General features: G+C 71.5%; 16 protein-coding genes. 4 read left to right on the top strand and 12 right to left on the bottom strand.

Features of this window, described 5'->3' with window-relative positions:
* The coding region (locus D7V88_RS21150; protein ID WP_120542460.1) for a tetratricopeptide repeat protein at positions 1-4,958 on the top strand (4,958 nt) is incomplete at its 5' end.
* A 21-nt stretch (positions 4,959-4,979) separates the two neighbouring features.
* On the opposite strand, the gene D7V88_RS21145 is transcribed toward D7V88_RS21150, so the two are convergent.
* Positions 4,980-5,717, bottom strand: a complete 738-nt coding sequence (locus D7V88_RS21145) for a competence/damage-inducible protein A (RefSeq protein WP_120542459.1) — start codon at positions 5,715-5,717, stop codon at positions 4,980-4,982.
* A 138-nt stretch (positions 5,718-5,855) separates the two neighbouring features.
* On the opposite strand from D7V88_RS21145, the gene D7V88_RS21140 reads away from it, so the two are divergent.
* Positions 5,856-6,908, top strand: a complete 1,053-nt coding sequence (locus tag D7V88_RS21140; protein ID WP_120542458.1) for an AMP-binding protein — start codon at positions 5,856-5,858, stop codon at positions 6,906-6,908.
* On the opposite strand, the gene D7V88_RS21135 is transcribed toward D7V88_RS21140, so the two are convergent.
* The 3 genes from D7V88_RS21135 to D7V88_RS21125 form a co-directional block, all read right to left on the bottom strand.
* On the bottom strand, positions 6,819-8,375 hold the full coding sequence (locus tag D7V88_RS21135; protein WP_158625121.1) for a hypothetical protein: 1,557 nt from the start codon (positions 8,373-8,375) through the stop codon (positions 6,819-6,821). The genes D7V88_RS21140 and D7V88_RS21135 overlap by 90 nt on opposite strands.
* A gap of 357 nt (positions 8,376-8,732) precedes the next feature.
* Positions 8,733-9,398, bottom strand: a complete 666-nt coding sequence (tmk, locus tag D7V88_RS21130; RefSeq protein WP_120542456.1) for a dTMP kinase — start codon at positions 9,396-9,398, stop codon at positions 8,733-8,735.
* A complete protein-coding gene (locus D7V88_RS21125) occupies positions 9,395-9,733 on the bottom strand; it encodes a hypothetical protein (RefSeq protein ID WP_244238288.1) in 339 nt (112 codons plus the stop codon). The genes tmk and D7V88_RS21125 overlap by 4 nt, the downstream gene beginning before the upstream one ends.
* 214 nt (positions 9,734-9,947) lie before the next feature.
* On the opposite strand from D7V88_RS21125, the gene ribB reads away from it, so the two are divergent.
* Complete coding sequence (ribB, locus tag D7V88_RS21120; RefSeq protein WP_120542454.1) at positions 9,948-11,075, top strand: 3,4-dihydroxy-2-butanone-4-phosphate synthase; 1,128 nt, start codon at positions 9,948-9,950, stop codon at positions 11,073-11,075.
* 48 nt (positions 11,076-11,123) lie between these two features.
* Here the strand turns inward: ribB and thrC are convergent, their stop codons facing one another.
* The 5 genes from thrC to greA form a co-directional block, all read right to left on the bottom strand.
* A complete protein-coding gene (gene thrC / locus D7V88_RS21115; protein WP_120542453.1) occupies positions 11,124-12,449 on the bottom strand; it encodes a threonine synthase in 1,326 nt (441 codons plus the stop codon).
* Entirely contained in the window at positions 12,446-13,009 is a 564-nt protein-coding gene (locus tag D7V88_RS21110; RefSeq protein WP_120542452.1) for a hypothetical protein, read from the bottom strand. The genes thrC and D7V88_RS21110 overlap by 4 nt, the downstream gene beginning before the upstream one ends.
* 84 nt (positions 13,010-13,093) lie before the next feature.
* Positions 13,094-13,729: a protein-L-isoaspartate(D-aspartate) O-methyltransferase gene (locus tag D7V88_RS21105; RefSeq protein WP_120542462.1), complete on the bottom strand. Its 636-nt coding sequence runs from the start codon at positions 13,727-13,729 to the stop codon at positions 13,094-13,096.
* A 97-nt stretch (positions 13,730-13,826) separates the two neighbouring features.
* Positions 13,827-16,694: an ATP-dependent DNA helicase RecG gene (gene recG, locus D7V88_RS21100; protein WP_120542451.1), complete on the bottom strand. Its 2,868-nt coding sequence runs from the start codon at positions 16,692-16,694 to the stop codon at positions 13,827-13,829.
* A 109-nt stretch (positions 16,695-16,803) separates the two neighbouring features.
* Positions 16,804-17,316 (bottom strand): transcription elongation factor GreA, encoded by a 513-nt coding sequence (gene greA / locus D7V88_RS21095; RefSeq protein WP_120542461.1) that lies wholly within the window; start codon positions 17,314-17,316, stop codon positions 16,804-16,806.
* Positions 17,317-17,500: 184 nt separating this feature from the next.
* On the opposite strand from greA, the gene D7V88_RS21090 reads away from it, so the two are divergent.
* The gene (locus D7V88_RS21090) at positions 17,501-18,031 is read left to right on the top strand and encodes an FHA domain-containing protein (RefSeq protein ID WP_120542450.1); all 531 of its coding nucleotides are present in this window, start codon (positions 17,501-17,503) and stop codon (positions 18,029-18,031) included.
* 18 nt (positions 18,032-18,049) lie between these two features.
* Here D7V88_RS21090 and D7V88_RS21085 read toward each other — a convergent pair whose 3' ends face one another.
* The 3 genes from D7V88_RS21085 to D7V88_RS21075 all read right to left on the bottom strand — a co-directional run.
* Positions 18,050-19,012 carry a hypothetical protein gene (locus D7V88_RS21085; protein ID WP_120542449.1) on the bottom strand — a complete coding sequence of 321 codons (963 nt, stop codon included), beginning with the start codon at positions 19,010-19,012 and terminating at the stop codon, positions 18,050-18,052.
* Positions 19,013-19,328: 316 nt separating this feature from the next.
* Positions 19,329-19,820: a hypothetical protein gene (locus D7V88_RS21080; RefSeq protein ID WP_158625120.1), complete on the bottom strand. Its 492-nt coding sequence runs from the start codon at positions 19,818-19,820 to the stop codon at positions 19,329-19,331.
* Positions 19,821-19,875: 55 nt separating this feature from the next.
* Positions 19,876-22,658: CHAT domain-containing protein (locus D7V88_RS21075; RefSeq protein ID WP_120542447.1), on the bottom strand; the 2,783-nt coding region annotated here is incomplete at its 5' end.

Raw genomic sequence — 22,658 nt, 5'->3', positions numbered from 1 at the left:
CCCTCCCCGCCCCCACCGCCAGCGCCGAGGACGATGCCCGCGAGCGCATCGCTTCCATGGAGCGCGAGGCCAAGGCGCTCGCCACCACCGAGCCCCAGACGGCGGCCCTCCTCTTCCATGAGGTCGGGCTGCTCTGGGAAGAGCCCCTCAAGAATCCCCGCAACGCCGCCGTCGCGTTCCAGAACGCCTACAAGCTGGCGCCTCGCTTCCTCGCCAACATCCGCGCCGCCCGTCGCCTCTTCGCCGACGTGGGCAACTGGCAGATGGTCGTCCAGCTCATCGACGCGGAGCTCATCGCCTCCGACGACGCGCGCCTCCAGGCCTCCCTCCTCTTCGAGAAGGGCTCCATCCTCGAAGAGCGCCTGTCCCGCGACAACGACGCCGCGGATGCCCTGCGCCAGGCCCTGGACCGCAAGCCCACCGACATCACCCTGCTCACGCAGCTCGAGTCGGTCTACGCCACGCGCAATGACGCCGCCGCCCTGGTGGAGATCTACCAACTGCTCGCCGCCGCCGTCGTTCCGCCGGGCCTGCGCGCGCACTACCTCACCGCCGCGGGCATGCTCCTGGAAGAGCGCCTCAAGAACAAGGACGCCGCCGCCGTCGTCTTCCGCGAGGCGTTCGCGCTCGACCGCTCCGACCCGCTGCTCCAGGCCGCCGTCAAGCGCATCGCCGAGCGCGAGGGCCGCACCGACGAGCTGCTCGCCGCCCTCTTCGCCGAGGCCGAGGGCCAGGGCTCCCAGGGCGCTCCCGCCTACCTCCACATCGCCAAGGTCCACGACCGCCTGGGCCGCAAGGACGATGCCCTGTCCGCGCTGCTCGCCGCGCGCCGCGTGAGCCCCCACGAACCGCTCGTCCTCTCCGCGCTCGCCGGCATCTACGAGACGCAGGGGCGCTTCGAGGAGCTGTCCGACGTGCTGCTCGCGTGGGTGGGCTCCATCAACGACGAGAGCGAACTGGTCGCCATCAACCTGCGCCTCGCCGCGCTGTACGAGGACGACCTCAAGCGCGACCAGGAGGCCGCCGCCCGCTACCAGGCCATCCTCGCCCGTATCCCCAGCCATGCCGCCGCGCTCGCGGGCCTGGGCAAGCTGTCCTACCGGATGAAGAACTGGGAAGGCCTCGTCGCCGTCTTCGACGCGGAGGTCACCGCCGCCGAGGACGCCAAGGGCAAGGCCGCGCGCATGTACAAGGCGGCCGAGATTCTGGAAGAGCGCCTGGGCCGCCAGGAGGACGCCATCGCGCGCTACAACGCGTGCCTCCAGCTCCAGCCCGGCTACCTCCCCGCGCAGAAGGCCCTCACCCGCCTCTACGAGCGCCAGGGCCGCTTCGCCGAGCTCGTGTCGATGTTCGAGCAGGACCTGCTCCAGACCAACGACCGCGACCAGCTCATCACCACCCTCAACAAGATGGCGGTCATCTACGAGGACCGCCTGGGGGACCTGGACCACGCCATCGAGTGCATGAAGCGCATCCTCGATCTCGCGTCGGACCACCTGCCCACGCTGCGCAACCTGGCCCGCCTCTACGAGCGCGCCGGACGCTACCGCGAGCTGCTGGAGACCAACGACCTGGAGGCGTCGTTCGCTGGCGACACCAAGCAGGTGCTGTCGCTCCTGCACCGCAACGCCGAAATCCTGGATGAGCACCTCAAGGATCGCGTGGGCGCCATCAGCGCGTATGAGCGCGTGCTCGCGCTGTCGCCCTCGTACCTCCCCGCCCTCAAGGCCCTGGGCCGGCTGTACGCGCAGGACGCCCGCTGGGAGAAGCTCATCGACATGTACCGGGCGGAGGCGGAGATCTCTCCCTCCACCGACCAGGCCGCCGCGCTCATCTACAAGATTGGCGAGCTGTACGAGCACCGCCTGAAGCAGGAGAACGAGGCGCTCGCGTCGTACCAGGAGGCGCTGATGCTGGCGCCCAGCTACTTCCCGGCGCTGCGTGCGCTCGCCCGCATCCACCGGGCCCACGGCGCGTGGGAGAACCTGGTGGAGGTGCTGCGCGCGGACGCAGCCAACCGCACCGACCCGCTGGAGCGCGCCAACGCGCTCTACCAGGCCGCCGCCATCTGGGAGGACCAGCTCGCCCGTCCGGAGCTAGCCATCGACGGCTACCAGGAAGTGCTGCGCCTCACGCCCGGCCACGCCGCCACGCTGCGCGCGCTGGAGCGCCTGTACGTCACGCAGGACAACGTGAAGGAGCTGGTCGCCATCCTCGACCGCGAGACGCAGGTGGGCCAGACGCCGTCCGCCAAGGTCACCGCGTACCTGAAGCTCGCTCGGCTCTACCTGGACCGCTTCCAGGAGCCGTCCCGCGCGGCGCAGTGCTGCGAGTCCGTGCTGGCCCTGGAGCCCGGCAACTTCTCCGCCCTCACCCTGCTGGAGCGCATCCGCGTGTCGGACCGTCCCCGCCGCGCCGAGCTGAGAAGCCGCATCGCGGACCGCGTGACGGACCCCCGCCTGTCCAGCGCCCTGCGCCTCCTGGCCGCGGCGGATCAGGAGAAGGGCCCTCCCACCGAGCGCACCCTGGACGTGTACCAGCGCGCCTTCGACGAGGACCCCAGCGACGCGCGCCTCGCGTTCAGCCTGGAGCGCGTGCTGCGCCAGACGGGCGACACCACCGGCCTGTCCCGCATGTACGCCATGCGGCTCGCCGTGACGACCGACCCCACCGAGGCCCTGGAGCTGCTGCTCCGCGCGGCCGAGCTGGCCGAAGGAAAGAACGGCAACCTGGAGCAGGCGGCCGCCCTCTACCATCAGGCCCTGGAGCTCCAGGCGCAGTGCCTGCCCGCGCTCCAGGGGGCTCGCCGCGTGGCCCTGCGCCGCTCCGACTTCGCCACCGCGCGCACCATGTTGGAGACCGAGGCGAAGGCGAGCCGCGACGCCAAGGGCGCCATCGAAGGGTTCGTCGCCGCCGCGAAGCTCGCGGTCCAGAAGCTGAATGATCCGGACGGCGGCGCGGCCCTCTACCGCCTGGCGCTGGAGCGCGACCCGCTGCACCCGGGCGCGGCCACCGGCCTGGAGGAGCTGCTCGCGCAGCGTGGCGGTTCCTCCGACCTCGCGGCCCTGCACGAACGGCGCGCCGAGGCCCGGCTCGCGCAGCGTGACGCGGAAGCAGCGGCGGCGGCCTACGTCACCGCGGCCCGGCTGCACAACGTGGCCCTGGGTGACAGGAACCGCGCGCTCGCGGTGCTGGAGAAGGCCCTGGCCGCCCGGCCCGGCTTCCCAGACGCCCTGGAGACGCGCGGACTGCTGCTGCTCGAAGGCCAGCAGTACGCCGAAGCCGCGGCGATGCTCAGCCAGCGCGTGCAGCAGGGCGGCGACCCTCGCGTGCTCGCGCAGCACCACCTGACCCTGGGTGGCCTCTACCAGACGCACCTGAACGACCTGAACCGCGCGGCCGCGCACCTCCAGACCGCGCTGGCCACCCTGCCCCGCCACCCCGAAGCGCTGGAGCGGCTGGCCACGGTGTACGCGCAGGGCCGCAACTTCAGCGGCGCGGTGGACTGCCTGCGCCGGCTGTTGGATCAGGACCTGCCCACCGACGCCCGCGCGCGCTTCACGGTGGAGCTGGCGCGCATCCACGACGAAGGCCTGGGAGACGCCGCCTCCGCCACGGCGCTGTACCGCAAGGCGCTGGAGCTGACGCCGGGCGAGCCCGCGCTGGTGGACCGGCTGGTGGCCCTCTACGAGCGGGCCCGCAACCTGCCGGAGCTGGCGCAGATGCTGGACGCCCAGGCAGCCGCCACGGTGTCAACGGACGTCAAGCGCGCCGCGTCCCTGCGCATGCGCGTGGCGAGCCTCTACGCCGGCCCCCTGTCGGAGCCCGCGCGCGCGACGGCCATCTACCGCCAGGTCGTCGAACAGGACGCCCAGAACGCCCAGGCCCGCGCCGCGCTGGCGGAGCTGTACGGCCGCGACACCAACAGCTACCCGCTGGCCATCGAGGAGCACCGGCAGCTCCTGCGCCAGGATCCGGGCCGCGTGGAGAGCCTGCACGCGCTGTTCAAGCTGTGGGAGGCGCAGAAGCAGCAGGACAAGGCGTTCGCCATCTCGGCGGTGCTCACGTTCATGCGCGCCACCAACGAGGTGGAGCAGTCCTTCTACTCGGAGGGCCGCGCCCGGCAGCCGCAGGAGCCTCGCGAGGGTCTGAGCCAGACGGACGTGGACACGGTGCTGATGCACCCGGCCGCTCGCGGACAGATGACGGAGCTCCTGCGCGCGGTGGGCGATCAGCTCTCCAAGGTGTATCCGCCGCAGTTCGAGATGCTCGGGGTCAACCCGAAGACAGACAAGCTCAAGCCGGACTCGGCCGTGTTCAAGGCCGTGCGCGTGGTGGCGCAGAACTTCGGCGTGGAGGAGTTCGAGGTCTACCTCGCCCGCCGCGGGATGATGCAGTTGGAGACGACGGAGCCCCTGTCCCTGTGCGTGGGCCAGGACGTGGTGCGCCGCTTCAATGCCCGTGAGCAGAAGTTCCTCATCGGCAAGGCGGTGCTGGGCCTGCTCAACAAGACAGCCGTGCTCGCCAAGCTGTCCGACGGCGAGACGTCGGACCTGTTCGGCAATGCCATCCGCATCCACTCGCCGCAGTTCAACGGCCTGGGCCGGCGCAACGACGACACCACCAAGCAGCTCAAGAAGGCGTTCTCGCGCAAGGCGCTCAAGGCCCTGGAAGGCCCCGCGCAGACGCTGGCCGAACAGCCGAAGCTGGACGTGGCGTCCGTGGTGGACGCGCTCAACTTCTCCGCCGACCGCGCGGGCCTGCTCGTATGCGGGGACCCGTCCGTGGGCCTCACCATGGTGCTGCGCGAGGATCCGAACATCCCCACGAACCGCCAGGAAGGCTCCGAGCCCATCCTCCAGGCGGTGCGCGAGCGCGCCGACCTGCGCGCCCTGCTCACGTGGATGCTCACCGACGACTTCTTCCGCCTGCGTCAGCGGATGGGCCTGTCGCTGTAGTCAGGCGGTACGCGGTGCCAGCTACTCCCGGCGGACCAGCGCGTCCGTCGGGAGTGCCCCGAGCATGCGACCCACGGCGTCATCCACGTGGGCCCGCTCCGGGGCCTCCACCGTCACCTTCACGCGGTAGTCCATGCTCGCGTCGAACACCGGATACGAGCCGATGGCCACGTGGGGCATGTCCAGCGCCACGCGATCCAACACTCCCGCCAGGGCACTCTCGCCCAGGTTGAAGAACAGGCTGACCAGGTGCACCGGCGTGCCGCTCAGCCGTGACAGCACCGTCTCCAGTTGCAGCCGGAAGAGCTGCGGGACTCCGGGCAGCAGGTAGATGTCGTCCACCGTCAGCACCGGGAACCACATCCCCGGCTGGGCCAGCAGCACCGTGCCCTCGGGCGCGTCCGCCAGCCGCAGGCCCTCCGGCGTCACCGGCGTGTCGCCCGCGCGGGCGTGCAGCGCGGAGACCATCTCCGGCAGGCGCACCACGGAGCGGCCCAGCGCGAGCGCCACCGCGCGCACCGTGACGTCGTCGTGGGTAGGGCCGATGCCGCCGCTGGTGAAGACGTAGCGGGCCCGCCGCCGGGCTCGCGCCACCGCGTCCACGATGGCGTCCACGTCGTCCAGGATGGTCTCCACCGAGCGCAGCGGGATGCCCAACTCGCGCAGGCGCTGGATGAGGTGGGGCCCGTTCTCGTCCTTCACCTTCGCGGTGAGGACCTCGTTGCCGATGATGATCGCCGCCGCGCCGGTGCGCTCCATGGAACGCCGGACTCTACCCCATCGGACCCCTCACGGTGGCTGCGCGAGGTTGTCCATCCCACCCCGGTACCAGGAATGTCAGCCCCGCATGGGAGGGTCGCGAGCAATCAAGACTTTTCCGTGCTAAGGTGATTTTCCATGAATTCAGCAGATGGCGGCGAGAACAACTTCGGCTTGACTTCCAGCCTCGTCGATCTCCTCTGCCCGCGCGCTGAAAAGCAGGGCGCCGCGCGGCTCTACTGGTTCCAGGAGACGGGGGACGCGGAGAGCGCCACGGAGGAGTGGAGCTTCGCGCACCTGGAGGCCCGGGCCCAGGCGCTGGGGGCGCGGTTGCAGGCGGGCTCGGAGGACGAGCGGGTCCTGATGCCGTGCCATGAGCTGGAGCAGGCGACCCACACCGACTGGAGCGAACCGGCGGAGGTCCCTTCCCCGGACGACGCCCGCTGCCTTCCCGCGCAGTTCCGCGCGCAGGTGGCCCGCACGCCGGACGCCGTGGCGGTGGCGGGTGACGACGAGACGCTCACCTACGCGGAGCTGGACGCGCGCAGCGACGCGCTGGCGTGGCACCTGCGTGAGCAGGGCGTGGCGCCGGAGGTGCGCGTGGGCCTGAGCGTGGAGCGCTGCGCCGGGATGGTGGTGGCGATGCTCGGCATCCTCAAGGCCGGCGGGGTCTGCATCGCGCTGGATCCGGACGCCCCGCGCACCATGTGGGCCTCGGTGTTGGAGGACTCGGGAGCGCGGGTGCTCGTCACGCAGTCCCACCGGGACAGCGCCCTGACGGCGGAGGGCGTGCGCACCGTCTTCGTGGACTCGGAGGAGGCGTTCGAACTGGGAGTGCTCGGGCCTCCGCGCGCGGGCACGACGCCGGAGGACCTCGCCTCCGTCCTCTACCCGGCGGGTGATGGCGCAAGCCTCACGGGCGTGAGGGTGTCGCACACGGACGTGGCCCGGTTCTTCGGCACCATGGATTCGCGCATGGGCAACGCGCCCATGGGCACGTGGCTGGCGGTTCCCCGCCTGGCCCGTGGCAGCTCCATGCTGGAGCTGCTGTGGGCCCTGATGCGGGGGTTCCGGGTCGTGGTGCGGGAGGCGGCGGCTTCCTCAGTACGGATGGAAGCGCGTGACGAAGGGCGCGGCTTCGGTCTGTCCCTCCGGAACGAGCGTGCCGACCACGCGCAGGAATCCCGCTGAATCCAGCACGGCCGCGGTGGGCTTCTCATCACCGGGCAGCTCGGTCCGGTGCGAGCGGAGGATGCTCGCGCCATCCGCGGACACGTGCACCACGCCCAGGCCGGAGGCCCCGCTGTCATCCTGGCTCCAGGTGGCGACCGCGATGGTGCCCCCCGGCAACAGGCCCGTGCCGATGACCAGGTCCTTGCCTCCGACGAACGCCGTCGTGAAGTAGGCGTAGCCGGTGCCGTTGAAGGTGGTGTCCTCGCGCCCGGTCGCGGTCACCCGGGCCAGGGTGGCCTTCATGGCACCGTCGGAGTAGACGGCCCGACCGCCCAACACATACGTCCCATCCGCCAGGCGGTGCAGCGTGTGCGGAGTGATCTCCACGGAGCGGAGGTCCGTGAAGTACCGGAAGCTCCGGTCCAGGGTGCCGTCGGCGCTGAAGCGCTCCAGGGCCACCTTGTTGAAGTTGCCACTGGTGGTTCCCGCCACCATGATCTTCCCGTCGGGCTCGGCGACGACGCACAGGCCATGATCCTCCTGGCCCGGGTTCGCCGCAGCCACACCGTCCCCGCTGAAGGTGGTGTCCTGTTCCCCGGTGGGCAGGAGGCGGATGACGAGCAGATCCAGGTCGCCGTTGCGGACCGTGCCCGCGCCGACGACGCGGCCATTCGTGTCGACCGTCACGGCGTGCAGGGAGGAGCTGCCCGTGGAGAGCTGGAAGGTGCGCACGCCGGTGCCCCCGAACGTGGTGTCCGGCGCCCCCGTGGAGGTGTACCGGGCCAGCAGCACGCTCTGGTACTTCGTCCCCGAGCAGGTGTTCGTCCCGGAGAGGGCCGCTCCCGCGACGACGATGCGACCATCCGACAGCACGGTGACGGCATTCACGTAGTCGTCCCCTCCGCAGATGTCCGTGACGACGACGCCCTGCGTGCCGAATGAGCTGTCCGGCGTTCCATCCGGGAGCAGTCGCGCCACCAGCACATCCTGCAACCCCGTGGAGCCGGTGGACCCTACGAGGATCCACTTGCCGTCCGTCTGGGCGGCCACGGCGTTGATGCGCACCGAGGGCTGGCCGAGCGCGGGCATCGCGAGCCCTGCCGTTCCCAATGCGCTGTCCAGGGCGGCGCGGCCGGGCTGGATGTCCAGGGTGAAGGGGAACTCCACGCGGTCGCCTCCGCCCTGCCCCACCAGCGTCAGGGGGAACCGGCCATAGGCAGCGAACTCGTCCGGGTAGAAGCCCAGCGGCGTCGAGTTCTCCGTCTCCGGAATGACGACCGGCAGCAACTGGACCACGCGCACGTGGGGCGGCAGCCCGTCCACTGAGAGGGAGACGCCCGCGGTGAACGGGGGCTCGCGGAGGACATTGACGAGGACCGAGGTGGCTGTCTTCGGATCGAACCGCGCCGTGAGTTCGGAGACCGCCGAGATGCGGAAGGCGGCCGTGACCCCGGCGTCCACGCCGGCATCGGTCGGGGGATCCACGGTGCCACCATCCCCCTGCGGGACACCCGAATCCGTTCCTTCCCCAGGGCCCGCATCCACGCCGGCATCGCGAGCCGGCGTCACCGGTGGCGGCCTGGAAGGCTCTTCCGAGCCACAGCCGACCGTCCCCAGGGCGACGACAGTCAGTGCAAGCGCCGTCAGGCTCCGGAGGCGCGGCGACAGGGAATGACCACGAAAGGAAGAAAGACGGAAAGGGTGCATGGAGGTCGGGGTGCGGGAGGGAAGACGCGGACCGGCACGCAGCCGTGAGTCCGCGCCTCCCGGATAAGACACTCCCGGGGTCCACAAAAAACAAACGTAATACTTTGTTTCACCGGGCCCGGGCCCGAGCGGGACTCAGCGCTTGCGCGCGAGCACCCGCCGCACTTCCATCAGGCATGCATCCGTCACCGCCGCCACGGACAGCTCCCCGTCGATGCGCACGATGCGCTCGCGCTTCTCCCGGAGCGTGATGGCCTTCAGGTACTGCCTCGCGATGCGTCGCTGGGCCTCGTCCGCTTCGAACAGCTCCGCGGGGCCTCCGCGCACGGCCCGGCGCTTCGCCGCGACCTTCGGATCCACGCCCACGAACAGCGTCAGGTCCGGCGACACCGCGTGCGCGTTCACCGTGTCCACCCACGCCATGGGCAGGCTCGCGCCCTGGTACGCCAGCGAGGACAGCACGTACCGGTCGCACAGCACGACCTTGCCCTCCTCCAGCGCCGGCAACACCCGCGCGTGAAGGTGGTCCGTGCGGTCCGCCGCGAACAGCAGCGCCAGGGTCTCCGGCGCCAGTGGCCCGCGTCCCTGCGGCAATCCCAGTCGTCCCGTGAGGGCCTGGCGAAGCTGGGTTCCCACGGGCCCGTCGGAGGGCTCTCGCGTCGTCACCACGGCGTGCCCGTCCGCGCGCAACGCCGCGGCCAGCCGCTCCGTCTGCGTGGTGGTGCCCGCGCCATCCAGGCCCTCCAGGACGATGAACCGTCCGGGGCGGGCCGCCTTCGACGCCTTCTTCGGGGCGCTCACCGGGGAAGCAGCGCGGCGGGGTTGTCCAGGTGCAGCTCGTGGCGGAGCGCCAGCAGCGTCTCGTAGCGCTTGAGCTCGTCGTCCAGCACCACGCGGCCCTTGCGGTAGCTCACGTAGCCGTACACCAGGAGCCCCAGCGCCAGCAGTGCCGCGCCCCAAGCCAGGTACGGCGTGCGCAGCGAGTCGTAGAACAGCTTCCCGGCCGCACCTGAAATCAGCATGAAGGCGATGACGGAGATGCCCGCATGGGTGAAGTGCGTCGTGCTCTGCCGGGTCGCCAGGCTTTCCTGCAACTGGTCGAACCGGGCCCGCTTTTCCTGATGGTCTGCGCTCACGGAGCCGGGCACCCTACATCACCCGTACCGGGCCGTCGAGTCGCCGGCCGGGCGAGGAACACCTACCCGGACCCCCAGTCACAGCTTCCCCTCATCCCAGCCATTGAACGGACGCTTGCCTGGTCCCCGGGCATGGCTTGCCACCCCACCCCCCTCGCGTTACATGCCGCGCACCATGCCCCTCCACGCCGTCAGCAGGATGAGCACCTCCGCCATGAGCCAAGACTCCGAGTTGAACACCATCGAGGAGGCCATCCGCGACATCCAGGCTGGCAAGTGCGTCGTCGTCGCCGATGACGAGGACCGCGAGAACGAGGGCGACCTCATCATGGCCGCCGAGCTGGCCACGCCCGAGAAGCTCGCCTTCATGGTCCGCCACACCAGCGGCATCATCTGCCAGCCCATGCTCGCCGAACGGCTGGACGCGCTGCGCCTGCCCCAGATGGTCGCGGAGAACACCGAGTCCCACCGCACCGCGTTCACCGTCTCCGTGGACTTCCGCCACGGCACCACCACCGGCGTCTCCGCGTCGGACCGCGCGAAGACGATCCGCGCCCTCGCGGACCCGAACAGCACCGCGGACGACTTCCTGCGCCCCGGCCACATCTTCCCCCTGCGCTACCGCGAGGGCGGCGTGCTGCGCCGCGCGGGCCACACCGAGGCCGCCGTGGACCTGGCGCGGCTCGCCGGCCTCCAGCCCTCCGGCATCCTCTGCGAGCTCGTGAAGGACGACGGCACCATGCAGCGCATGCCGGATCTCAAGATCTTCGCGCGCGAGCACCAGTTGTCCCTCGTCACCATCGCGGACCTCATCCAGTACCGCAGCCGCAAGGACCGCCTCGTGCGCCGCGAGGCAGGCCAGGATGTGGTGCGCACCCGCCACGGCGAGTTCACCGCCCTCACCTATTCGTGGACGCCCGACGGCGCCAAGTCGCTGGTGCTCGTGAAGGGCGACCCGGAGCACGCCAACCCCGCCCCCCTGGTCCGCCTGCACGCCGCGTGCGCCATGGGCGACGTGTTCGGCTCGCCGGACTGCAAGTGCCACCAGTTGCTGGACCGGGCCCTGGAGCAGGTCGCGAAGGCCGGCTCCGGCGTCATCGTCTACCTGCCCGGCATGCACGGCGACGACTTCGGCATCCACCACAAGCGCGCGGGCGACGGCAGCAACGCGTCCCCCACCCGCACGGCCCACGAGTCCCGCGACGTGGGCATGGGCTGCCAGATCCTCACCGACCTGGGCATCCGCGCCATGCGCCTGATGACCAACACGGACATGACCTACCGGGGCCTCGCCGGCTTCGGGCTCACCATCGAGTCGCGCATCCCGCTCACGGTCGAGTAGCGAACGTCCCTACCGCCGCCCGGGGCCTCAAGCCCCGGGCCCTGCGCGTCAGCCCAGGTCCTTCAGGGCCGCGCGCACCGCCGACAGGTCCGCGGGCAGCTCCACCGGCGGGTTCGCGTGCGCGGCCTTCACGTCCGCCAGCGTCCCCCGGTGGTAGCCCACCTTGAAGTCGGCGAACTTCAGGCCGTGCGCGGTGGCCACCACCGCGACGCTGGCCCCCTTCGCCATCACGCCCTGGGCCACCAGCTTCTCCACAGCCGCCAGCGCCACGCCCGTCTGGGGACAGGCGAAGGTGCCTTCACGGTCCGCCCGGGCCGCCGCGTTCGCCAGCTCCGACTCCGTCGCCTCCTCCACCACGCCGTCGAAGGCGCGCAGCATCTTCACCGCGCGGCGGTAGGACACCGGGTTGCCAATCTGGATGGCCGACGCGAGCGTCGCTTCCGCCTGCATCGGCGTCAGCTCCTGGAAGCCGCCCCGGAAGGAGCGCAGCAGGGGGTTGGCCCGCTGCGCCTGCGCCACCGCGATGCGCGGCCGGCGGGTGATGAGCCCCAACGTGTGCAACAGGTCCAGGCCCCGGCCCAGCGCGCTCGCGTTGCCCAGGTTGCCACCCGGGATGACGATCCAGTCCGGCGGCTCCCAGCCCAGGTCCTGGCACAGCTCCACGGCGATCATCTTCTGGCCCTCGATGCGCAGCGAGTTCATCGAGTTCGCCAGGTACAGCCCCGTGTCCGCCGTCACCGCCTGCACCAGCTTCATGCAGCCATCGAAGTCCGTGTCCAGCGACAGCACCCGCGCCCCGTTGGCGATGGGCTGCACCAACTGCGCGAGCGACACCTTGTTCTTCGGCAGGAACACCACCGCCGGGATGCCCGCCGCCGCCGCGTACGCGGACAGCGCCGCGGACGTGTCGCCGGTGGACGCGCACGCCACCGCGCGGATGGGCGTCCCGCGCGAGCGCAGGTGCTTCACCGCGGACACCAGGACGGTCATCCCCCAGTCCTTGAAGCTGCCCGTCGGGGAGACGCCGCACTCCTTCAACATCAGCGAACCCAGCCCCAGCTCCGCCGCCATCCGGGGCAGCGGCTTGAGCGGCACGCGCCCCTCGCCCAGCGAGACGATGTCCTCCATGGGCAGCTCGGGCAGCGCCCACTCGCGCTTGCCCCACACGCCGGAGCCGTCCGGCAGCCGCGAGGTCGCGAACCGGGACTCGAAGCGGCGCTTCCATTCCGCCGCCGGCACGGCGCGCAGGGCGGCCTCGTCGTGCGCCACCTCCAGCAGGCCTTCGCACCGGGGGCAGCGGTACACCACGTCCCAGAGCGACGCGGTGAAGCCGCACCCCTCGCTGCACGCGTAGTGCGCGGTCAGGGCGCTCACGCCTCCACCTCCACCTTCGTGCCGCACGCCACGCACGCGCGGCCCGGATACGAGGGGGTGTGGCAGGAGGGACAGGGAACGCGCTCGCCCTCCTGCGCTCGGCCCTTCGCGGCCACCGGCGCCGCCACGCGCACGCGGGGCAGGCGCATGCCGCAGCCGTCACACAGCAGCCCTTCGGCCTGCACGTGGCGACAGTAGCGGCACGTCACCGCCCCCACCGGCGCGACGGTGCGGACGCCGTCATCCGGCGCGCGGCCCGTGTCCAGGTCCGCCATCGGATCCACGGACACCGCGCCCGTGGCGCCCGAGCTCGTCAGCTCCAGGTCGGGCACGGACATGGCCGGCAGGTCTGGTCCCGAGCGCAACCGCGTCAGGTCCAGATCCGCTATCGGCGCGGACTCCACCTCCGCGCGACCTCCCGCGTGGTGCGTCAGCTCCAATTCGGCCAGTTGCACCACGACAGGGGCTTCCGTGTTCACGAGTCCAGGGAAGCGCTTGCCACAGCCGTCGCACTCTTCGCCTTCCGACTGCACGTGGTCGCAGACCGGGCAGATGATCATGGCCGGGACGTTATCGGTCCCCTCCCCGCACGGCAACGCGAGCCGGGAAATGAAGGGTGGGCGTGCAGGCGCGCCCCCTGTCCCTCAGTGCGCGGGCGAGGCCTGGCCCGTCATGGGCACGAAGCGCACCGGCAACAGGCGCTCCACCTTGGGCAGCAGCCCGGGTTGACCGCGACGGATGCGCAGCAGCTCCTGCGTTTCGTCCACGGCGCCCACGGGGATGACCATCCGTCCCCCCCGCTTGAGCTGGCGCAGCAGCGCGCGCGGAATCTCCGGGGGCGCGGCGGTCGCGATGATGGCGTCGTAGGGAGCGCCCTCGGGCCAGCCGAGCGACCCGTCGCCTTCCCGGAAGAAGACGTTGGTGAAGCCCAGCCGGTGCAACAGGCGCCGGGCGGGCCGGGCCAGCTCCGGAACGATCTCCACCGTGAAGACCTCGCGGGCCAGCAGGGCCAGCACCGCCGTCTGGTAGCCGGAGCCGGTGCCAATCTCCAGCACCCGCTCACAGCCGCGCAGGCGCAGGGCTTCACTCATCAGGGCGACCACATAGGGCTGGCTGATGGTCTGCCCATGGCCGATGGGCAGCGGCACATCTTCGTGGGCCACGTCCCGCTCCTGGGCGGGCACGAAGTCCGCGCGGTTCAGGTTGGCGATCGCCGCGAGCACCCGTCTGTCTCGAATGCCCTGCCGTGCCAGATACTCCGCTCGGCCCCAGTCTCCCATCGCGCGGTCCCCCGTCATGCTCCGGAGGAAACGTAAGCACGCCGACAGTCGCGGACAACCCGACGGGCGGGCCCAAGGCTCCAAGGCCCCCCGGTTCCTACCCCACCCGGGCCAGCGCCAGTCGCCCCTCCCAGCGCTCCTCCAGCGCCTTCACCAGCCCCTGGTGCTCCGGCTCCTGGAGCTTCGGATCGCGGTCCATGATCCGCCGCGCCTCCACCTGCGCGAGCGACAGCAGGTCGCCGTCGCGCACCAGGTTGGCCACGGCCAGCTCCGGCAGGCCGCTCTGCCGCGTGCCCAGGAACTCGCCGGGGCCGCGGATCTCCAGGTCCTTCTCCGCGATGACGAAGCCGTCGCTGCTGCGCTCCATCACGCCCAGCCGTTCGGTGGACTCCCAGGAGCGCGCGGCCCCCGCCACCAGGAAGCAGAAGCTGGCGGCCGCGCCCCGGCCCACCCGGCCGCGAAGCTGGTGCAACTGCGACAGGCCGAAGCGCTCCGCGGACTCCACCACCATGACGGACGCGTTGGGCACGTCCACGCCCACCTCCACCACGGTGGTGCACACGAGCAGTTGGATCTGCTTCTCGCGGAAGGCCTCCATCACGGCGTCCTTCTCCTCCGCCTTCATGCGCCCATGCAGCAGGCCCACGCGCGCGGTAGGGAACACCACCTGCAACTTCCCCGCGCCTTGCGTTGCGTCCTCCAGGTCCAGCTTCTCCGACTCCTCCACCAGCGGATACACGACGTAGGCCTGATGGCCCTTGGCCAGCTCCGCCGCCACCGCTTCGTAGACGCGCGCGCGGTACTGGTTGTTGAAGACGCGCGTGGTGATGGGCGTGCGGCCCGGGGGGAGCTGGTCGATGATGGACACGTCCAGGTCGCCGTACAGCGTCATCGCGAGCGTGCGCGGAATGGGCGTGGCCGTCATCACCAGCACGTCCGGCATCACGCCCTTGCCCATCAGCGTCTGGCGTTGGAGCACGCCGAAGCGGTGCTGCTCGTCGATGACCACCAGCCCCAGCTTCTGGAAGGACACGCCGCCTTCGAGCAGCGCGTGCGTGCCCACCGCGAGGTGCAGCTCGCCGCTCGCCACGCCCTCGCGCACCGTGCGCTTGTGCTTCGCGGTGCCCGCCGCGCTCACCAGCCCCACGCGGAAGCCCAGGGGCTCCAGGATGCGGCGGAAGGTGCGCTCGTGCTGTTCGGCCAGGATCTCCGTGGGGGCCATCACCGCCACCTGGTAGCCGTCCTGCAACGCCACCATCGCGGCCACCAGCGCCACCGCCGTCTTGCCGCTGCCGACGTCGCCCTGCACCAGCCGGCTCATCGGCTCCGGCCTCGCCATGTCCCGCGCCAGGTCCCCCACCACGCGCGCCTGGGCCCCGGTGAGTTCGAAGGGCAGCGCGGCGCGAGCCTTGTCCAGGCGCGCCGGGGCGACATCGAAGGCGATGCCCTCCTCCGCCTTCACGTCCTGACGCTTGAGCGCCATGCCCAACTGGAGGAAGAACAGCTCGTCGAACGCGAGCCGGCGGTGCGCGGGGCTCTGGTGCGCGTCCAGCGCCTCCAGGTCCGCGTCCTCGGGCGGGAAGTGGATGAAGCGCAGCGCGTCCGGCAGCCCCATCAGGTGGTAGCGGCGGCGAAGGTCCGCGGGCAGCGGCTCCTCCAGGTGGTGCGCGTGCTGTTCGCTGATGCGCGCGGCCAGCTCGCGGAACGAGCGCTGCTCACCGCGCTCGAAGCCCGGGTAGATGGGGACGATGCGGTGGAAGTGGACGGACGTCGTGGACTCCAGGTCCTCGGCGGGCTCCAGCTCCGGGTGGGCCATCTCCCGGCCGTTCATGGAGGCGCGGACCTCTCCGGAGAGCACCAACTGCTTGCCCACGGAGAAGCGGCTCTTGAGCCACGGCCCCGCGTGGAAGTACGTCGCGGCGATGCTGCCGGAGCGGTCCCCCACGACGGCGCGGAACATCCGCTTGCCACCGCGCCCCGGAACGAAGTCCGCGGTCTTCACCGTGCCCACCGTCACGCCGCGCTCGCCGGGAATCAGCTCCGCGATGGTCCGCAGTCGGCGGCGGTCCTCGTAACAGCGTGGCAACAGGAACAGGATGTCGCCCGTGCGGCGCAGGCCCTTCTTGTCCAGCACGGCGACGAGGCGCGGCCCCAGCCGCTTGCCCAGCGTCTTGAGCGGCGCGGACAGCGGGCCCGAGCGCGGCGCGATGGACAGGAGCTTCGCTTCGGAGCGCGACGCTTCGGCGCCCACGGCCTTGGCCTTTTTCTTCTTCTTGCCCTTCTCGGCGGGAGCGGCACCCTCCGCCGGGGGCAGTCCCTTGCGAGGGTCGGCGCCGACGCCCGTCCGGGACATCGACTCGCGCGCGGGCGCACCGCTGGGGCCAGAAGCCCGGGTGGCCGCGGGACGGCTGCCACGAGGCGAGGGCTCAGCCATGCGCGGCGGTGCGGCCCCAGCGCGGCCGGTGGCCCCGCCGACCGCATCCGGAGCACGAGCCCCGCCGACCGGGGGCACCACCGGCTCCTGGGACTTCCAGGGCGGCACGACGTTCCGGCCCGCCTGCGCCACCCCTTGAGGCGGCGTCACCCTCCGGCGCGGAAGCGCGGCGGCCAGCTCCCCCTCGAGCACGTGCGCACGCTCCGGCGCCCGGGGAAAGCCCGCCGCCACCGCATTGAGCTCCCCCGTGACGACCACCCGCTCCAGCTCCTCCGGAAGGGCCACGCCGCTGAGCTTCAGCGCGCCCAGCACCTGCCGCAGCGCCGCCTTGCGGTGCTCCGGGGGCGCGGGGGGATCCACATGAGGCAGGGCCGCTCGCAGGTCATCGAGCGCGCGCGCGTCCACGCCGCTGGCCCCCGCCAGGGTGCGCTCCATCAGGGTGCGCAGGTCCTTCACGATGCCCAACTGCGCGAAGTCGCGCTGGCAGGCGTATTTCAGGGGTCCAACGAGGCTGGCGAGCGGGTGGTTCACGCGATTTCCAGCCTCCATCCTACGAAGTGGGCCTGACGCCGCCCGGAAAACGAAACCGGGGGAGCGAGCCCATGCCCACTCCCCCGGAAGACACCCGGACGACCAGGCATCACCCTTCGGCGGGCGGAGCGTCGTCCTGCGGATCCTCGAAGAAGATCTTCACGACCTCCAGCTCCCGGACGCCGCCCGGGCTGTTCACCGTGGCGACGTCGCCCACCTTCTTGCCGATGAGCGCACGCGCCACCGGCGAGGTGACGGCGATCCACCGCTTCTTCAGGTCCGCCTCGGTCTCACCGACCAGCCGGTAGGTGATGGCCTTGTCCGTCTCCGGGTCGTTCAGCTCCACGCTGGCCCCGAAGATGACCTTGTCGCCGCCCAGCTTCGCCGGGTCGATGACCTCCGAACGGGCAATCCAGTCGCCGAGGGTCAGGATGCGCCCCTCGATGTGGGACTGCTTCTCCTTGGCCGCGTGGTACTCGGCGTTCTCCCGCAGGTCGCCGTGCGCCCGCGCGACTTCGATCTCACGCGAAATCTTCCCGCGCTCCACGGACTGGAGGTGCTTCAGCTCGTCCTTGAGCTTCCGCAAACCGTGGGGGGTCATCGGGATGCTGTCGCCGCTCATCGACACCGCTCCTTCCATCACCTGGCTGCCCAGAAATCCGGGACCGGGGCTCCCTCCTGGAACCCGGCCGCCGCCTGGAAACGACCAATGTAGGGAACGAGTGACAAGCGGGTCAACGAAAGCCGTACCCCCATCGTCCGGTAACGGCTGTGCGCCCGACGGCCGACCCGTTAGGCTGCCCGCCGTGTTGTCCGTCCAGGAAATGCGCGCCCTCGCCTCCGCCCTGCCCGTGGGCACCTTCCAGCATCAACTGGGCCCCTTCGCCCTGGTGCAGCGCCCGCCCGCGGAGCTGTCCGCCGCCGTGCTCGCCCCCACCCGCATGGCGGACCCGGGCGACATCGAGCAGGGCATGCTCACCCTGCTCTTCGAATTCGACGACCTGCTCGTCGCCACCCTGCCCACCCTCAAGGACTCGGATGCGCTGCGCATCGGCCGGAGGATGGACTGCGAGCTGGTGCTGGACGACGCCTCCGTCTCCAAGCAGCACGCGGAGCTGCGGTGGAGCCGCGCCGAATCCCGCTGCACCGTGCGGGACCTCGGCTCCACCAATGGCACCTTCGTCAATGCCAGCACCATCGGGCAGCGTGAGGTGTCGCTCCAGGGCGGCGACATCCTCAGCTTCGGCAACGTGCAGTTCTGGTACCTGCTGACCGACGCGCTCCACGAGCGGCTGCGCGCGGGCGTGACCTCCGGGCTGGGCTCCCACACCGGCTGAAGCAGCAGCGCCCCTGCGTCAGGGACACGCTCCGCAGTCGGCCGCGCACGCGTCGTACGTCGTGGACGCGCCACACGCCTCCGTCACCTGGCAGGTGCCATCTCCGCAGACCGCCAGGTCCGCGTCCCGCACGCGCGTGGTGAGCGGCTGGTAGGTGACGCCCCCCACCGAACAGCTCTGGAAGGACAGGCCGGAGGTGCCATCCGGCGTGCACGACGCCGCGCAACTGCCCACGTAGACGAGCGGCGCGCACGTCTGGCGCGGCATCCCGGAACCATCCACTACCGCGCATGCGCGCGTGGTGCTCTGGGCCCCGTCGAGCGGCGGATTCTGGCTGCCCGCGTAGACGCCCTGGCCCAGGAAGAGGTTGCCGAAGAAGCACGACTCCGGCCTCGAAAACTCCGCCAGCTCCGCGGGCGTGGAGGGAATCGTCACCCCCGCCCCGTCACGGCCCTGCACGGAGATGGGCACGCTCACGCCGAACGGGTTGGCGTGCGCCGCGAGGCACGCGGAGATGAGCTGCTGTTCCGCCACCGTCGCCGGCTTGCCCCCGGCCCAGGTCGGCGCCAATCCCAATGAGCCCGCCCACGTGTGCCGCGCTTCCGTCCGGCCGTCGGTGAACGTGCGCGTCTGTCCTTCCGGTATCGCGCAGCGGATGACGTAGTGCATGACCTCGTCGGCCAGCACCGGATCCTCCTCGAACCACGCCGCGAACTCCGCCGACGACAGGCCATTGAAAGACAGCCCGTTGAACGACAGGCCATTGAATGACAGTCCGTTGAACGACAGGCCATTGTAGGACAGGCTGTTGTAGCTCAGGGCCGCCTGTTTCACGGTGCCCGCCGGATCAGGAGGCGCGGGCTCCTGGGCGGTGGGGCCACAGCCCGTCCCCATCACGCCTCCCACCAACGACAGCATCACGCCCCACGTCGAACACCGCGCCACGACACCACGACGACGCCCGTTTTCGATGATCCCCATGTGCACCCTCCCCTGCTTTCGCGGGTTGGCCGGACGACACCCGCTGGTCGTTCGGGCGGAGGAGGACGTCGAAGACAAACGGGCGAGCCTGGCCCCCTCACGCACGAAAAGTGTGAGCATGTTGTACGTGGGGCAAGGCGTGACGGGTGCGGGGAATGCAGGCGGGGGGCCTGGGCAGACACTCCGCGCGTCGCGGGCTGAACGGGGGCGCCTGGCTGCATCCACAAACACGAAGGCCGCGGCCCCCCGGGGCGAGGACACCTGCCACCACCCCGGAGCCGCGGCCCCCAGACTTCCCGACGCAGGCCGACCGGCCCTAACGCGCCTGCGGTGTGCCGATCTTCACCTTCGCCCTGTCCAGCTTCAGGCGCGCCAGCTCGCTGTCGAGCCTGGTGAAGTCCGCCTCGATGATGGGGTCGGGATCCTTGCCGCCCGGAGGCCCACCCTTGGGGGGCTTGCCCTCCGGGGCGACGGCGATGACCAGATCGCGCTTCGACGCGGGAGCCTGGCTCCGCGCGACCTGGAGGTCCTTGAAGCGGGACACGGTGCTGGCCGCCTCCGTCTTGCTGAGCGACTTCACCAGCGTGAGCTTCCCGCTGCCGCGGTCGAACCGGTACAGCTTCGTGCCCGCCGCGCCCTCATCCACCGCCACGTCCACGGAGCCACTGCTTTGGGCCGCCGGACTGGCGACGGGCGTCGTGCGGGGCGCCAGCTTCACACCCTTGCTCTGGGCCCCGGCGCTCGCGGCCGTCAACGCGACCACGCCCACTGCCATCGCTCCCACTGCGGACTTCCAACGCTGGTGCATGAATCCTCCCGGATCCCTTACGCGCAGGGCCGTCGTTATTCGCGGACAGCGGAGCCTATTCGAACGCGACCAGGTCCTGGACCCACTTCGCGCTGCCCTGCCGCAGCCACCGGGCCCGCGTGTCCCGGAGCGCCTGCGCGGGTGGAACGCCGCGACGCAGGGTCTCCAGCAGTGACTGGAAGAAGGCCCCGGCCTCCACGTCCGGCACCTGGGTTGACGGTGCCACCACCGCGCGCGCGCCCGCCTGGATGAGCGCGGACGGCAGGCTCCACACGGCATGGTAGCGCCACGCTCCGACATTCGCGTCGCACGCGGCCAGCAGCACCACCGGGGCCCCCTTGAGCGTGTGACCCTCCAGGTCCTCCGCGGTCAGCGCGTAGTGGCCGGCCCCGTCCGGGGACAGCGCCAGGAAGGCCGCGTCGGACAGGCCGGTGCCGGAGAGCCCGTGCGTGTGCAGCTCCACCTCCGTGGCGTCCTCCATCTCCGCGAGCACCGCTTCGGGCGTCGCCGCGCGCCCGCGCAGGTGCACGTCGTTGGGCCCCGCCACGCCCTTCCACGGCATCAGGCGCGGCAGGCCCAGGGACGCGGGCGGCTCCACGTCCGACACCAGGAGCCGCTTGGGCGCGGGCGCGATGGCCGGCGCGGCGACGCTTTGCCCTCCGGGGGCCAGGTAGCTCCAGGCCCGGTCCGGCGGCAGCAGCCCGGGGCGCCCCTGGAGGATGGGCTCCGCGAGCACGCGCACCGACTCGCACGCAGCCACCACCAGGCGCAGGCGCTCGGGCACGCCCGGCACCTCCTCGCGCAGGGGCCGCTTCAGGGCGTTGAGGTACAGCCCTTCCGCCTTGCCGTCCGGCCCGCGGGCGACGAAGAGCAGCCGCTCATCCTGGCCCGCCAGCGCCAGCAGGCAGGACGTGGGCGCGGTGCGATCCAGCTCCTCCGCGAGCAGCGCCACCGCCAAGTCCCATTCCTTCGCGCGCCCCGCGTCCATCACCAGCACGTGGTGGCTGTGCGACCAGGCCTTGCGCGCCTCGATGTCGGAGGAGCGCTTCAGCGCGGAGCCGGTGATGACGCCGCGCAGGAGCCGCTGGCCCGTCTCGCGGTCGCGCTCGATGAGGATGCGGCCTTCCAGATGATCCAGGAGCAGCCGGTCACCGGCCGACAGGGAAGCGTCGTCTCGCAGGACGCGGATGCGCTCACGCACCCGGTCCAGCTCGCGGCCCGGCACCGTGCCGCCCTCCAACCGCAAGAGGTCGCCCGCGACGGCGATCTCCAGCATCGTGGGCGCGGTGGGACAGCCGATGGCGTCCTGCACTTCACGCCGGGCCGCCTTCGCGTCCAGGTCCTCCACCGCCAGGAGCGCCCGGGCGTGGTGGTACTCCGAACGCCGCGCGCAGTCGTCCGGTGCATGCTGGACGTACTCGTCCAGGTACGCGCGGGCCAGCGCCGGGGCGTGGCTCAGTCGCGCGCTCGTCACCAGGTCCGACAGCAGCACCTCTTCCTGGAACCAGCTATCGGTCCGGAACGCCTCTTCCAGCGCGGACCGGGCCAGCCCTTCGGCCTCCTTGCGCCGGTCCAACCGGTTGTAGAGCGCGGCCAGATGCTGCTGAAGGTCCACGCAGCGGTACTGGAAGCCCGCGCTCCGGCACGACGCCAGGCCTTGCGTGAGCGACTTCTCCGCCGTCTCCGTGTCGCCCCGGGCCAGCGCGGCCTGGGCCCGGCCCCGGGCGAGCGGCGCTTCGTACCAGGCGGGCTCGCCGGACTGGCGCACCAGCGTGGCCAGCTCGTCCACGTGCCGGTCCTCCTGCCGCAGCAGCAGGAGCGCGCCCAGCAGCAGGTCGCGCTCGTTGGAGCGCCGCAGCTTCGCCAGATACGCGTCCGCCTTCGCGCCCTCCAGCGTCTGCGTGCCCTCCAGCACCGCGCGGTAGGTCTGGGCCAGCGGTCCGCGCCGGCCGAAGTCCGCCTCCGCCACGCGCGTCACGTAGGCGGTGGCCGTCTTCGTCCGGGTGGCTTCGTCCAGCACCGACGCCAGCGGCAGCAGCGCCCGCACACGCTCCGCGGACGGCGCCGCGCGCAGCGCATGGTAGAGGTACAGCCGCGCCAGGTCCGGGTTGCGACGCGCCATCGTGGACGGATACGGCGTGCCCTCCAACGCCAGGGCCATGCCGGCCGCGTTCATCGCCAGCCACGAGTCGCGCCGCGCCAGCGCTCCGGCGCGCAGGCCGTCCGCGCGAGCATCCGCCTCCGTGCTCCAGCCCGGCTCCTTCGCCCGCGCCACCCGCTGGAACTCCGCCGCGGAGGCCAACTCCAACGAGAGGGCCTGGAGCGCGAGCCCCCGGTTCCAGTGCAGTCGCGCATCATCCGGCGCGGTCTCCAGCGCCGCATCCAGCAGCCTCAGCGCGCGCTCCGGCAGGCCCAGGCCCAGGGCCGCCAGCGCCCGGTCTCCCTGGACGGCCGGCGACGGAGGCAAGCCTTCCAGGATGCGCTCCGCGCGCTCGAAGTCGCCAGAGGCCAGGTACGCGGTCGCGATCCCGTGCTGGTCCCCGCGCTGCTCCAGCGCCGCCAGCTTCGCCAGGTCCAGCTCCGTCCGCCCGGCCGTGCCGCTGCGCATCGTGGCCAGGGCGCGGTAGCCCTCCAGCGCGGGGTGGCTGGGCCGGCCCTCCAGGGGACGCGCGGAGGCGAGCGCGAAGGGCAGCTCCCGGGGCGCTTCGCTTCCGCGCCACGGCCGCACCACCGCCAGCACGGCGAGCACCACGGCCGCGGCCGCCGCGGCGAAACCCGCCACACGGCGGCGGTCCCAGGACGGACGGAAGCGGGGACGTGCCTCGGGACGGGCGACGG

Source organism: Corallococcus terminator, from assembly GCF_003611635.1.
Lineage (GTDB): Bacteria > Myxococcota > Myxococcia > Myxococcales > Myxococcaceae > Corallococcus > Corallococcus terminator.
The sequence above is the reverse complement of the archived record's forward strand: the minus strand, read 5'-3'. Positions and strand labels throughout refer to the sequence as shown.

What these genes read in the sequence shown, in the direction of transcription:
- D7V88_RS21145 (WP_120542459.1), bottom strand. Translation starts at nt 5,717, where the DNA reads ATGGAGCGCACCGGCGCGGCGGCGATCATCATCGGCAACGAGGTCCTC.
- D7V88_RS21140 (WP_120542458.1), top strand. Translation starts at nt 5,856, where the DNA reads ATGAATTCAGCAGATGGCGGCGAGAACAACTTCGGCTTGACTTCCAGC.
- ribB (WP_120542454.1), top strand. Translation starts at nt 9,948, where the DNA reads ATGAGCCAAGACTCCGAGTTGAACACCATCGAGGAGGCCATCCGCGAC.
- D7V88_RS21110 (WP_120542452.1), bottom strand. Translation starts at nt 13,009, where the DNA reads ATGATCATCTGCCCGGTCTGCGACCACGTGCAGTCGGAAGGCGAAGAG.
- D7V88_RS21105 (WP_120542462.1), bottom strand. Translation starts at nt 13,729, where the DNA reads ATGGGAGACTGGGGCCGAGCGGAGTATCTGGCACGGCAGGGCATTCGA.
- greA (WP_120542461.1), bottom strand. Translation starts at nt 17,316, where the DNA reads ATGAGCGGCGACAGCATCCCGATGACCCCCCACGGTTTGCGGAAGCTC.
- D7V88_RS21085 (WP_120542449.1), bottom strand. Translation starts at nt 19,012, where the DNA reads ATGGGGATCATCGAAAACGGGCGTCGTCGTGGTGTCGTGGCGCGGTGT.
- D7V88_RS21080 (WP_158625120.1), bottom strand. Translation starts at nt 19,820, where the DNA reads ATGCACCAGCGTTGGAAGTCCGCAGTGGGAGCGATGGCAGTGGGCGTG.